At 61.6% G+C, this 13,203-nt stretch carries 9 protein-coding genes; 3 read left to right on the forward strand and 6 right to left on the reverse strand.

The window, feature by feature from the left end; genetic code table 11:
- Nucleotides 1–298 precede the first annotated feature (298 nt).
- The 3 genes from EDF56_RS05965 to EDF56_RS05975 all read right to left on the reverse strand — a co-directional run bounded on the left by EDF56_RS05965 (nucleotide 299) and on the right by EDF56_RS05975 (nucleotide 3,995).
- Entirely contained in the window at nucleotides 299–1,699 is a 1,401-nt protein-coding gene (locus EDF56_RS05965) for an alpha/beta hydrolase domain-containing protein (protein ID WP_207904636.1), read from the reverse strand.
- Nucleotides 1,700–1,842: 143 nt separating this feature from the next.
- Complete coding sequence (locus EDF56_RS05970; protein ID WP_132385854.1) at nucleotides 1,843–2,124, reverse strand: hypothetical protein; 282 nt, start codon at nucleotides 2,122–2,124, stop codon at nucleotides 1,843–1,845.
- Nucleotides 2,125–2,210: 86 nt separating this feature from the next.
- Nucleotides 2,211–3,995 carry an AsmA family protein gene (locus tag EDF56_RS05975; RefSeq protein ID WP_165912091.1) on the reverse strand — a complete coding sequence of 595 codons (1,785 nt, stop codon included), beginning with the start codon at nucleotides 3,993–3,995 and terminating at the stop codon, nucleotides 2,211–2,213.
- A 208-nt stretch (nucleotides 3,996–4,203) separates the two neighbouring features.
- Here EDF56_RS05975 and EDF56_RS05980 point away from each other — a divergent pair, with 208 nt between their 5' ends.
- The 3 genes from EDF56_RS05980 to EDF56_RS05990 all read left to right on the forward strand — a co-directional run bounded on the left by EDF56_RS05980 (nucleotide 4,204) and on the right by EDF56_RS05990 (nucleotide 8,214).
- Nucleotides 4,204–5,904, forward strand: a complete 1,701-nt coding sequence (locus EDF56_RS05980; RefSeq protein WP_132385856.1) for a thiamine pyrophosphate-binding protein — start codon at nucleotides 4,204–4,206, stop codon at nucleotides 5,902–5,904.
- Between the two features lie 437 nt (nucleotides 5,905–6,341).
- On the forward strand, nucleotides 6,342–7,148 hold the full coding sequence (locus tag EDF56_RS05985) for an SDR family NAD(P)-dependent oxidoreductase (RefSeq protein WP_132385857.1): 807 nt from the start codon (nucleotides 6,342–6,344) through the stop codon (nucleotides 7,146–7,148).
- 13 nt (nucleotides 7,149–7,161) lie between these two features.
- The gene (locus EDF56_RS05990) at nucleotides 7,162–8,214 is read left to right on the forward strand and encodes a hypothetical protein (RefSeq protein WP_132385858.1); all 1,053 of its coding nucleotides are present in this window, start codon (nucleotides 7,162–7,164) and stop codon (nucleotides 8,212–8,214) included.
- A 78-nt stretch (nucleotides 8,215–8,292) separates the two neighbouring features.
- Here EDF56_RS05990 and EDF56_RS05995 read toward each other — a convergent pair whose 3' ends face one another.
- From EDF56_RS05995 to EDF56_RS06005, 3 genes are all read right to left on the reverse strand, one after another.
- Nucleotides 8,293–8,913 carry a TetR/AcrR family transcriptional regulator gene (locus EDF56_RS05995; RefSeq protein WP_132385859.1) on the reverse strand — a complete coding sequence of 207 codons (621 nt, stop codon included), beginning with the start codon at nucleotides 8,911–8,913 and terminating at the stop codon, nucleotides 8,293–8,295.
- A 74-nt stretch (nucleotides 8,914–8,987) separates the two neighbouring features.
- Nucleotides 8,988–11,720, reverse strand: a complete 2,733-nt coding sequence (locus tag EDF56_RS06000) for a TonB-dependent receptor (protein WP_165912092.1) — start codon at nucleotides 11,718–11,720, stop codon at nucleotides 8,988–8,990.
- Between the two features lie 529 nt (nucleotides 11,721–12,249).
- Entirely contained in the window at nucleotides 12,250–13,107 is an 858-nt protein-coding gene (locus EDF56_RS06005) for an aldo/keto reductase (RefSeq protein WP_132385861.1), read from the reverse strand.
- Nucleotides 13,108–13,203 lie beyond the last annotated feature (96 nt).

Below are 13,203 nucleotides of genomic sequence, written 5' to 3' on the forward strand. Positions count from 1 at the left end.
GGATTGGGCAGGTTTCGCAGACGCGCGCAAACAAGCGCCAAGGCCCACGCAACCCTCTCAATCCCAGACATGGAGTGAAAAGCCCGGACGTGGTCGCCTGGGGCCAGAAATGCCGGACATACGAACGCTTTCCCGCGCGCACGTTGTTCGGCGAAACTGCAAAGCCGGGCTGCGGCCCGGTAAACTCAACTTATTTGATTGAGTTTGCCTGTCAACCGATGTTTGCGCCGCCTCGGCGATCCGGCTGGCCGCCGGAAAGCCCCTTTGGAGGGGACCTCAGAACGGTTCGGGTCTCGTGCTAACGGATAGCGAAGCGAAAGCCAAAAGAGGCAAGACCACGGATTTCGGTTCGGTCGGCAGGCAATATGAATCCGGCGTCGATCGCCTGATCGAGGGATTGCTCGAACATCGCCAGATATTGCGGCTCGCCACCGGGATAGAGGCTTGCCAGTCTGGCGCGATCGAACGGCACCGATGAGCCAAAGAGGTATGAGAACGTGCCCGCCTCGCCAATTCCCGAGTTGCAGGCGGTGGGGACATCGGACCAAGGCGTTCTGATGCCACCCAACACGTTTCCATCATCGTCCCTCGCGAGTTGGGAGGGATCGTCGGACGCGAGTTGCAATCGCTCTGCGCTCGGCGGGGTTTCACCGTCCATGACCCATCGATGGAGCCTGTGGAGTGCCGCTTGAGCGACATAGTGATGCTGGGGCGCAAAATTGACGGGCTTGCCGAGCCGTTTGCCCATCAAGTCCTGGATGGGTTCGAACGCGGCCGCGAGTTTCTCGATCGGGATATTCCCTGAATCGATGCTCCCCACTGCAAGCAGATAGTTGTCCGCATGCGCGGTGCCGGCGATCTCCCACGTGCGCAACCTGTCGGTGTCCGGCTGGCGCACGGCGAGGCCGCCGAGGGACGTGAGATCGCTTTCGGTCTCGATCATGATCACCGGAACACGCAAGTCTTCGCGCAGCCTTACGCCGGTCACGCGTTCGCCCACGAAGATCGATTGGCCGGACAGGGGGCCCGCAGTCGTCCCCCGCGAATGGACGAGGAAGCCGTCGAATGCCTTTGCCATGGAATCGGCGGCATTGATGTAAGTCACCAAAAACGTGGCGGACTGAGATTCGCCGACGCCGAGGATGTATTGTGGCTCAAGGTTGCCGAGCACCCTTGCGGCCTTCGGGGATCGAAGCATCCGGGCGACTTGCGTGAAGATGTCGTACGAGAAGGCATCGCCGGGATGAATCAGGCTTTCGTATCGTTCGCGGTTCAGCTTCTTGAGCGACATGTCGCTGCCCATGCTGGGGCCGCCCTGCACCCCGACCTCCTGGCAAGAGACTGCCACATAGGCGTGGCCGCTCCGCACGATCTCGCGATGAGTCATGCTCCAATCGGGTGCCGCGTCGATGCCGGCGGACACATTCAGCCATTCGACGATCACCGTTCCACTGAACGCCTCCGGGGCGGCGGGACGCAATACGACTATTCGCGTCTCGAAATCGGCAAGATCGGCCGGCGCTACCGTCCACCTGCCATCGGAGCCAGTCTCACCCACGGCAACGAAGGATCGCGCCGTTCCCGAAATGAAGAACTCTTCCTTGAGAATGCCGAGCGCGGACAGTTCGTATTGTCCCAGCCCCAGCACCGGTTCTCCGGGCACATGTCGGACCACAGGCAGATCGATGTCGATGGTCACGGACAGGCTCCAGAATTCCGGGTGTTCTGCGCGACTATGACTCTGGCTATCCCGTGGCGTCCAGTCCGCCACATCTGTTTCGGGCATCACTGCAATCATGGTCAAATCGCTTGCCCGCCATGTTAAAGCGGGGCGCCGGATCGCTACTTGTGTCCAGATCTCGTGCTTTGGTGGGCCGGACCAAAACCGCGCGCGAGGGGCGGCATCTCCTGCTGCATCAAACGCGGCATTTGTTCGCACGCCCGCGCCTTACCCAAAGGCGCCAGTTTGTCGGTGAGGCGTTGTTCGGCTTCCATACGATGCCGGGCCAATGCCTGGCAGAGTTGCCCATCATCATCAGGGCAATGCCAGAAGCCGCAAATGTCGGCCAGAACCTCGCGCAGTGCTCTTGCGGCTTCTCTGTCGGCTTCGATAATCCCGTACATGGAGTGATCGCGTTCCCTTTGATTATCCTCTGCCTGTGCAACGGTGGACCCGTGCCCGCAGTTCCAGAGCGGCGCAGCGAACCGTCTCAATCCACACGGGGCGAAAGCACGCGGGCATTCAGTGCCGTGCAATCGGCGTCTGTCGCTTCAGGCATGCGCTTGTCCGAGATCGCCCGGCCCAATGCCTTGATCACGTTGCCCACGGACTTCACCTCAGGGGGGATCACGACGGACGGATTGCGGATCGTCCCGCCCGCATGGATCGAGCCGGGCAGGCGCAGGACGGAATCGCTCTTGGGGGCGCCGGTGAGCGTGAGCGAGATGCGCTCATCGGGAAAGGAGATCGTGCCGGTGCCGTGCGTCTGGCTTTCGCTGGTGTCGACCAGCACCGGCGCGGCAGTTCCTGTTCCGTGACGCATTTCCAGACGGGCGATGGCGCAGCGTAGCGTCGCCTGCTTGCCCTTGTCGGCAAGCAGGCCTTTTCCGACATCGAAGCCTAGCAGGCTGGCCAGTTTTGCCGGCAGGACCCCATCGTGCGCGCTTACGCCGATGATTCCGTCGGACTTGCCGACGGCTTCGCGAACCGTGTTTCCCACGCCGGACAGCCGAATCCGGCCATCGACGGTGGCGTCGATTTCACCGCTGCCTCCCGCGAGCGCGTCGATGCTGCTGCCGCGCATGTCGAGCGCGAGGGTGATCGTCGGCTCGCTCTGGCCCTGACGCTGGTCGACCCTGATCTCGCCGCCAACAACGCCACGGCTGAGGCGCAGCGTCAGGGGCTTGGCGATGAGCAGCCTGTTATCGATTGTCAGGACGCCTTGCGCGCTGCGCAATGGCGAGGATCCGCCACTTGCGATCCGGTCGATGCGAAAGGCGATGCGCCCGTCGGTCTTGTCGATCTTGCGGATGTTGAGTCGGGTATTGGGAACCAGTCTCTCTCCCTCGGCCCGCTCTAACGCGTGATTGGCGGCCCGACTTGCATCGGACGCCAGATCCGCAAAATCCAATGTCGCAAACCGGATTTCGCCATCGAGCTTTGTGCGGACTCCGGACTTGTCGACCGAGAGCCTGGCGGAAAACGGGCTGTTGCCCACCTTGCCCTTGAGACCGTCGATCGTCCAGATGTCCGACCGGTGCCGGACGCTTGCGGTCAGGCCGATCGGTTGCGTGTGGAAGAGACCGGCCTCGATCACGCGGTCCAGTAATTTGAGGTCGTTTGCCCGCGCCGTTATGTCGAGGCTCATGTCGTCCGTGCGCAGCGGACCGGCCATGGTTCCTTTCGCGCGCATGTCGATCGCCGCGCCGACAATGCTGGCCTCGAACGGCCATGGCGCATTCGCCGCGCCCGCCGGTCCTTTGACCGTTACGGCCACGGCGTTCCCGTCGATCGTTCCGGGGCCGGACGCGACCAGCCCGTGCTGGGGGTCGATGCTGACATGAAGTTCGACCGATCGCTTGCGAAGCGCATCCCGATAGCGGATCTGCGCCTTCACCGATTCCATCCCGGCAAACGATATCGTGGGGCTCGCTCCGGGTTCTTGCTTGCCGCCGCTGTTCCAGTTGACGCGGCGGTCCGCATCCCGGACCAGGTCAAGCATCACACCGTCCGCTGAAACAAGTTCCGGGCTGCCACGGCCGATCAGCATCGGCAATATCGCGATTCGCACGCGAAGTCGGTCGATGGATGCAAGCCTGCCCGGGCCCGCCCATGCCGCCTGCGGAATGGCCACCCCGTTCAGGCCGAGGACCGGCGTGAACGAGAATGCACTGTCGCGAGACATCCCCGCGATCGTCACCGGGCGTCCGAAGTTCTCGCTCAGCTTGCGTTCGGCAAGTTCCTTGAGCCAGCTGGCGGGGAACGCTCCGGCCAATATCGCGCATGCCGCAAGACATGCTGCGATCAGGGCCAGCGCCGTTCGGATGGGCCGATGAGGGAGGTTCATCGTTTACAAATGCGCAGGGGGTGTGGACGTTCCGCTTCTCCTGCCGGCGAGCGACTCTTCGGGGCTCGAGAACGCGTGGGAGCAGACGGGACGGTGAGGCGTTTCCACGCCGTCAAACTCTGAGAGAGAGCCCCCCATGTCCCGAACCGTAGCCGAATTGCTGGTCGATACACTTGCGCAACTGGGCGTTCGCCACGTGTTCGGCGTGGTCGGTGACGCTCTCAATCCCTTCACCCATGCGCTGGATGCGGAGGACGCGATCGACTGGATCGGCGTCCGTCATGAGGAAGGCGGGGCGCTTGCGGCCACCGGGCAAGCGAAACTGACCGGACGCCTTGGCGTGTGCTGCGGGACGACCGGCCCGGGCGGCAACCACCTCGTCGCCGGTCTGTACGAGGCGCGCAAGGACCATGCGCCGGTGCTGGCCATCACGGGCGGCGTTCCGGCGGAGAAGCGGGGGACCGACTATCTTCAGGAAGACGATCCGGCCCTGCTGTTTCGCGACGTTGCCGTCTATAGCCAGATGATCAGCGCGCCGGAACAGGCACCCGCCGTCATCCGCGAAGCCATTGCCGCCGCTTATGCCGAACGCGGTGTCGCTCATATCAACGTGCCGCCGGAGGTCTTTGCCGCAAAGATCGGGGGAGATGTGGCGAGCATGGCCGTCCTGCGGCCCCGGCCGGAAATTGCCCCGGCTCAGGCCGACGTGGCCGAAGCTGCCCGAATGATCGGCGAGGCGAAGACCGTGGCCGTCTTCTGCGGACAGGGCTGCCATGGCGCGGGAGACGAACTCGAACAGCTTGCCGACAGGCTGAAAGCCCCGCTCATGCACACGTTCCGGGGAAAGGCCATTCTTCCCTTCGATAATCCCTGTTGGATCGGCGGCGTGGGTCTGATCGGTTCGAAGGCAGGTGTGGACGCCATCAACGAGGCGGACCTGCTTCTCATGCTGGGCACCGATTATCCCTATTCCGAATTCCTTCCCAAACATGGCCGGGTAATCCAGATCGACGAACGCGCGCTGGCCCTTGGAAGGCGTGCGCCGGTGGCGCTGGGCATCGTAGGCTCCGTGCGCCCGGCATTATCGATGTTGCTGGAGCTTCTTCCCGCCCGCTCGGACGCCGCTTTCCTCGAAAAGGCGCAGACCGCCCGTAACGAATGGAACGCCATGCTGGACAAGCGGGCCGATATCGCGCGCACCCCGGGCAAGCTCCACCCGCCCGCACTGGCGCGGGCGATCAGCAATCACGCTGCCGACGATGCGATCATCGTCACCGACACCGGCGAAGTGACGCTTTGGGCGGCAAACTGGTGGCGGCAGAGCGGCCGGCAGCAGAACACCGGCTCCTTCAACAACGCGGCGGTCGGCACGGGTCTGGGCCTTGCCAACGGCGCGCAACTGCTGGACCGTTCCAGACAGGTGATCGCCCATGTCGGCGATGGGGGCATGACGATGCTGCTCGGCGAGTTCATGACCAGCGTCGAGCATCAATTGCCGGTCAAGATCGTGGTCTACGACAATGCCGAATGGGGCCTCGTCCATCTCGAAATGGAGGTAGCCGCACTGCCCGCGGCCAAGGGCACGACGTTTCCGAACGTCGATTTCGCCGCCTTTGCCCGGGCATGTGGCGCGCAGGGTTTCACGGTTCGCGATCCCGCGCATCTCGATACGACGGTTGCGCAGTTCCTTGCCGCGCCGGGCCCGGCCATCCTTCACGCGATCGTCGATCCGGACGAACTGCCCACCATGCCGCACATCGATCCTGCGCAGGTTCTGCGCTTCGGCATAGCCAAAGTCCGCGAGGCCTGGCGCAGCGTTCGCAGTCCGGAGACCTGATCGCAGGCAGCCTGACAAGGTCCGGAACTGGATGTGCCGAACTTAACTATCAAGCTGTACTACGATCAGGCATACGCTACCCACTACGCCCATCAGGCAGCGGGCCGTACGGTCATCGGTACGGTCAGCTTCAAATATTGATCGGACCTGCAATTTTGAATCGGCAAGGCCTGCCCTCGAAGGGCGGGCCTTGTCACGTGTGCCGGATTAATGATGTGCGCGTGGATGTCTGCTCGGTGTAAGCGTTACTGCGCCGAAATTACCGACAAATCGGTCGATGGGGGGCAGCCCACCGGACGGACCTACAGAACATTCTCTCCAAATCGCCGCATCGACCAAGGCGCCTGTCGCTTCCCAACTTCGGGAGATCCCCATTTGGGAATGGAATGGCGACCCGCGTCGTGATGTTTGCGAGCGAACGACTGGGAGAGAGATGAATGGACCTGAATCTGTCAGGGCGACGTGCGCTGGTCACGGGCAGCAGTAGCGGGATCGGCGAGGCCATTGCCCGCATGTTGGCTGAGGAAGGAGCGCACGTTGTCGTACACGGGCGCAACCGCGAGCGCGCGGAAGCAGTTGCCACCGCGATCGGTGCGGCTGGCGTCGCCATCGGCGAGCTTGCCGATGACGGCGGGGCGCAATCCGTCCACGCGGCGGCGGTGGCAGCGCTCGGCGGTAATGTCGAAATCTTGATAAACAACGCCGGTGGCAATTCGGAAGGCAACTCGTCCAAGGCTCCGGTGGAGATCGACGCGGCGGACTTCCTGTCCAATTACCGCGCGAACACCATGGGCGCGGTGCAGCTGTGTCAGCTCTGTGTGCCCGATATGGTGGCGAACCGCTTCGGACGGATTGTCAACGTATCGAGCGCGGTGGCTATGCAGCCCAACTACATGGGCGCAGACTATTCTGCTGCCAAGGCCGCACTGAACAACTTCACCGTAAGCCTTGCAGGCTCGCTGCGCGGGGTAGGGGTAACGGCCAATGTCCTGACACCTGGCATCATCATGGTCGATGGCCTGTTGCGCTTCGGACGCGAAAAATTTGGCGACCCCGACATGAGTTTCGAGGATGTCTGCCAACGTTTCGGCGAGGCGCAGGTGTTCGAGATCCCGCCTGTCGGGCGTGTCGGCAAGCCAACCGAACTGGCCATGGTGGCATGCCTGCTCGCCAGTCCGCTGTCCGGTTTCATCACCGGCGCCAATTACCGTGTCGATGGCGGCCAGAGCCGTGGCCTGAACTGAGGATAGCAGTACCATGACAGAACAGACCTATCGCGTCATCCAATGGGCCACCGGCACGGTCGGCAGCGCAGCGCTCAAATATTTCATCGAGAACCCGGTCATCGATCTGGTCGGCGTCTACGTCACCAATCCGGAAAAGGTCGGCAAGGACGCTGGCGAGTTGGTCGGCCTGCCCAGCACGGGCATCAAGGCAACCAGCGATATCGATGCGATCCTGGCGATGGAGGCGGACTGCGTCCTGTTTGCGCCCAGCATGATGACGCCGCCACTGGAGCAGGTGTGCCAGTTGCTTGCTTCGGGCAAGAATGTCGTTTCACCGGCGGGCCCGTTCCTGCCCAACAAGTGGCTTCCGGAGGAAACCGCGCGTATCGAGGCAGCCTGCCGTGAGGGTAATGTCTCTTTCCACGGCTGCGGCATCCACCCTGGATTCTCGGGCGACATCCTTCCGCTGACGCTGGCCCGTCTCATGAGCCGGGTCGATTGCATCGAGGTGTCGGAGATCATCGACAAGGTGCGCAACCCGATGATCTATACCGAGATCATGGGCTTCGGTGCCGACCCTGAGGAATTGCTGGCAAATCCCCGGCGTTCGCCCGAGACCTACAAGCACTTCTACTCCAGCATGGCGATGATTGCCGAAGGGCTGGGCAAGGAGATCGAGAAAGTCACCGTCAAGTTCGAGGTCGCCAAGGCGCTGAAGGACATTCAGCACCTCTACGGCGAGGTGAAGGCGGGCACTGTGGGCGGCCAGCATTACGAGTGGACCGCCTGGTGTGAGGGTGCACCGCTGATCGTGTATCATTTCTACTGGCAGCTTGGCGAAGACCTCGATCCGGTATGGGAACAGGGCGAGGCCAAGTACCGCGTGCGGATAAAGGGCGAGCCGCCGCTCGAATGCCACTTGATGGCGATGGAGGAAGAGGACGGACGCCATCCGTTCCTCGGTTTGCCCTGGACAGGGCTGGTCGGCTGTACCGCCGTGCCCGCTGTATGCGATGCGGCGCCGGGGATCGTGACGCATCTGGATCTTGGTGTCGTGCAGCCAAAGGGTCTGGTACGGCGGTGAGACTGCACTGATCTCGCAATTGCAAGCCGCCAAAACCGGCGCGGGCAATGGCGTTGCTATTGCCCCTTTGGTTCGACGCTAATTTTCGTCATCGGGCTGGGGTAATTGCAGGCTGATCGCCGCTGCAAATTGGGCCGCGAGATCAAAGTTCATGTGTTCGCGTAGCCATTGCGCCGTCAGGCCGTCCATCAGCGCCAGCAGGTGCCGCGCCGTGGTCTGTGGATCCTGACAGAAGTGTTCGAGCGCAAGCGCCATCCGCCTTTGCCGCATGGCTTCGCGCGTATTGAAGTAGTTATGCGCTGGGTGACTTGCACATAGAGTCTCGGCCTGCAGCATCACGTGCATGCGGACCATTTCGACATCGGCAATCTCGCGTTCGACGCTCTTCTTGAGCGATTCGATGAACGTTGCACGGTCATACCATCCCACTGTCGCTGCCTTGCGGCGGGCAACCCAGTTCTTCATGTCAAGCTGGTGCCGCTTGGTACGGTCATCCAGCAAATCGATCAGAATCTGCTCCTTGCTGCTGAAGTGATGAAGCAGGCCAGCTTTCGTGAGAGAGCAGCGGTCAGCAAGTTCCTGAATGGAAAAGCCGTTGTAGCCCCGCTCGCCGATGAGACGCTGGGCTTCATCCATGATTTGTACCCGGCGGACCCCGCCGTCCACCCGTACAACCTTGCGATCCGATTTCTTTTCCATTGTGCCTCGAAAAAAAGAGCGCCCGCCCAATAGAACTGTCGGACGGGCGCTCGGCAATATTTTATTGCAAGGTCTTAAAACTTCTTCGACAAGCCCAGCTGAACCATGCGGCCCAGAGTGAAGGTGTTGCCCGGAAGGTAGCCGGGCTGCCCGGCATCGAGGTATACCGGCGGCTCTTCGTCGAAGATGTTGTTGAAGTTCAAAGTCACGCTCAGGTCATTCGCCAAGCCACTACCCTTGAAGTCGTAACCGAAGTAAAGGTTGACGATGTTGAAGTCTGAAACCCTCTTCTGACCGGCCACATTCGCGCTACGTGTGTAGCCCGGTGTGAGATTCCAGGTTGCCTGGGCGCGGAACTGGCCCATCGTTGTGCCAAGATTGGTCGAAATCTGGTACTTCGAAGTATCATACTGGAGCACATCGAACCAGGCGATCCCGGGACGGGACTGGTTCTTTTGCGTAAGGCGATAGTTTCCGGCGACACGGCCATCGATCGATCCCCAGCTGGTGTCAAAGTCGAAGTTGGCCGAAAAATCGATCCCGGACAATTTCGTGCGGCCCAGGTTCTGGGCACGCGTATCAAGCAGGACCTGAACTGGCGTCGTGGATCCGCCCGCGCCGAGAAGGAGCGCCTGGCTCGTCGAGGTCGGGTTTGCGAGTGCAACTCCGACACCCGCCGCAGGGATAGTGGCGAGGATCCGCGCAACCTGTTCGCCCGAGGGCTGGAACAACCAAAGATCGGGGTAACCCATGTAGAAGTCAGTCAAGTTGGACCCGCTGACCGGACGCCCAATCGTTCCCTTGAGGTCTATACTGTAATAGCTGGCGCTAAGCGTGACCCTGTCGATCGGCCGGAAGTCGAAACCTGCTGACCAGTTGGTGGCCTTCTGCGGCTGGAGACCGGGAACCGCGCCGTTGAGGTAGATGCCCGCAGCGGTTGCCGACGCACATGCCGGAAGGCCGGACACGCCGCAAACGCCCGGAGTGGGCGGCGGAAACTGAAGGAACGCGCCCGGGATCTGCTGGGCAATCGACGAATAGACCCCCAATTGGTCTGCCGGCGTGGCGGCGTTGAACGACTTGCCCCAGTTTGCCCTCAGGGTCAGGCTGTTGAACGGTTCGAAAGTGATACCGAATTTCGGATTGAAGGTGTCTCCGAAGTCATTGTACTTGTCGTAGCGGGCCGATGCGGCAACGACGAGCGACATGTCATTGTCGCCGCCGCCAAGGACCGGGACCTGCAGTTCGCCGAACAGCGATTTGACGGTCTGGGTATAGGATCTTGGCGGCAGCAGCGTATAGGTGGTCACGTTGGTCGTGCGCTGGCGCATCGTATCGGTCGAATATTCCGCGCCGAGGGCCGCGCGCAGATCGCCTGCCGGCAGCGAGACGATCGGCCCGTCGAGAATGGCGCGGAAATTGGCGTACTCATTCCGGCCAATTCCCACGTCGTAACCGACAATGCTATCCAGCACGGATTGGCTGGTCGCCCCCACGTTGTATGGGTTCAAAGCACCGGTGTTGGCGGCATTTTGCAATTGCGAGTTGCCGCGGGCATTCACGAGCTGCGCGTTCTCGTAATCGACTGTGCCCCTGCCGTAGTTCGCCAGCGCGCGCAATTGCCAGTCGTGGCCGAATTTCCAGGTTAACTGCGGTGTGACGTTCCACGTATCGAGGTTGGTATTCTGCGTGCTGGACCGCGCGCCCAAGGCATCTGCAAGGCTGAAGCGGACCGTCTGAGCCATGCCGAAATTGGGGTCTCCCACCGGCAGGGGGTGATAATTCGGGTTCGAGGGCGCGAGCGTGACCATCGATTCCGCGCCCGTGCCCAGCTGGCCGTTGCCCAATGTACCGTTGTTTCCGCGAATTTGGCGATTTGCGTAATAGAACTTCAGGTCAACTTGCAGATTGTCATCCAGTTTTTGCATCAGGCTGGCAAAAACGTTGTGCGCTTTGACGCTCGGATAAATGGCAACGTCTTGCGCATAGTCGCAAGTGATGGGGCCGCCGACTGCCAGATTGGCGCCGTTCATGATATAGTTACGGGCAGCGGCTCCCGATCCTGCCGAGACGTTGACGCCTTCAGCGCAGTTGCGGCCGGTCGGAATGCCCGTCAGCGGATCGATGCGATGGACATAGTCGCGGTCGGAGCCAAACAGTGCGTCGTTCTGCGAATAGCGATAGGCGATATAGGCCGAACCGGAACCCCAGTCCTTGCCCGCGATGCCGCCCGCCTGATACGAGGTGTAGCTGTCTCCGATGCCGACCTTGGCATCGAGCTGAACGCCGTCATAGCGGCTACGCGTCATGAAGTTGATGACGCCGCCCAGCGCGTCTGAACCGTAAACGGCCGAACCGCCGTCGGTCATGGCTTCGACCCGTTCGATCACCAGCGGTGCAATGAAGTCGGGGTCGACCGCAAGCTGGTTGATGCCAAGAGGCGTTACGCGATGGCCGTCAAGCAGGACGAGCGTCTGCGCGCCGCCGCTCGTATTCGCGCCGGGCAGGTTGCGCAGGTTCGGGCGAGCGATGGAAGTGCTGCCATTCGAGCCCGCGACGCCGGACACACCCGATTGCACCGAGTTGAAGAAGTTGCCCACTGTCGGAAGGCTGGAAAGCAGCCCGTTGGCGGTTGCCGCGCCGGTTGCTTTGGCTTGCGCGTCGGTAATGCCGATGACGTTGGAGCCGGCCGGGGCAATGCCGCGGATGAGCGTGCCGGTGACCACGATTTCGGTTTCGCGGGACGCGGCAGGCTGGTCGCCCTGGTGCCCCTCGTTCGATTGATCGGCAGATTGAGCCACAGCCATAGCGGGCAGCAGCGCAATAATCGCGACGCTCGCGCGCGCGCAATTCTTCAGTCGTGAAGATTTCATAATCATCCCTCTCCCGGTTTTTTTATATATTTCACGGGCAGGTGGGCTGAACGGATTCCCCCCTAATACTCAGGCTTTTTGTTTGAGTTGAATGACGGATTTAACTTGGAGAAATCGCAGTAGTCGCACCTACCATCCGGATGGTTGGTTCATGGTAAAATTGCGTCAAGTCAATCTGCGCATTCTGGCTTTCAGGGGCAATTTGATTGCTCTCACAGTCAAAATTTCGGGCAACGGTAGTGCCTGGGTGAGGGCGGGGTGCTTGCCGCGGGACGATCTATGCCGGGCGCGGACCGGGCGCGCAGGGGTGTGCGCCCCGTTTTTGATTCTCGCCGCCGGTGCGGATCTTTGCCCATCGGGAGGTCGGAGGTATCCTCACGTCTATGCGGCTCTAAACCGCCGCTCGAACGGAGCAAGGGCACGGCGAAGTCGGCGCTGATTGACCGACTTCGCCGTGCCGCGTTCAGAGCTTGCGCGTGCCCAGCCACTTGACCATTGCGGGATCCCGGTGATCGAAGAAGCTGCTCGCCTTCTGGTCGAGGGTTGCGATTTTGGCATTATCGTCTTCGTCGAGTTCGAAGTCGAAGATCGCGAAGTTTTCGGCCATGCGTTCCTTGCGAACCGACTTCGGGATGGCGACGATGCCTCGCTGGTTCAGCCAGCGCAGGACGACTTGCGCGATGGTCTTGCCGTGTTTCCGGCCGATGACGGCAAGCACTTCGTTGGAGAACAGGCCGTTCTTGCCTTCGGCGAACGGGCCCCAGGCCTCGGGCTGTACCTTGTATTCGGCAAGGAGTTCCTGCGCGTCGCTCTGCTGGTGGAAGGGGTGGATCTCGATCTGGTTCACGGCAGGTGTGATCTGGTTGTGAAGCACGAAGTCCAGCAGACGGTCGGGATAGAAATTGCTGACGCCGATCGCGCGGATGCGTCCCTCGCGGTGGAGTTCCTCCATGGCACGCCATGCGCCATAGACGTCGCCATAGGGCTGATGGATGAGCCAGAGATCGAGGTAGTCCAGTTGCAGCTTTTCGAGCGAGCGTTCGAAGGCGGCCTTCGCCCCCTCGTAGCTTGCATCCTCGATCCACAGCTTGGTGGTGACGAACAGCTCGTTGCGGTCGATCCCGTGGCTTCGGATCGCCGCACCGACCGCGGCTTCGTTGCCGTAGGACGTTGCGGTGTCGAGCAAGCGATAGCCGACATCGATCGCGTCGCGCACGCTGCGCTCGCACTCGGCGGGGTCGGGGACCTGAAACACGCCGAAGCCCAGGCTCGGCATTTTTACGCCATTGTTCAGCGTGACGGTGGGAGTCTCGGTCGTCATTGTCGTTGTCCTACTCTTCTATCTGGTTCAGCGGTCGCGGGTTCTCGGGAACGAACCTTGCGGATACCGCCATCGGCGACGATCGCGCGACGCCCA

The organism is Novosphingobium sp. PhB165 (genome assembly GCF_004341845.1).
GTDB lineage: Bacteria > Pseudomonadota > Alphaproteobacteria > Sphingomonadales > Sphingomonadaceae > Novosphingobium.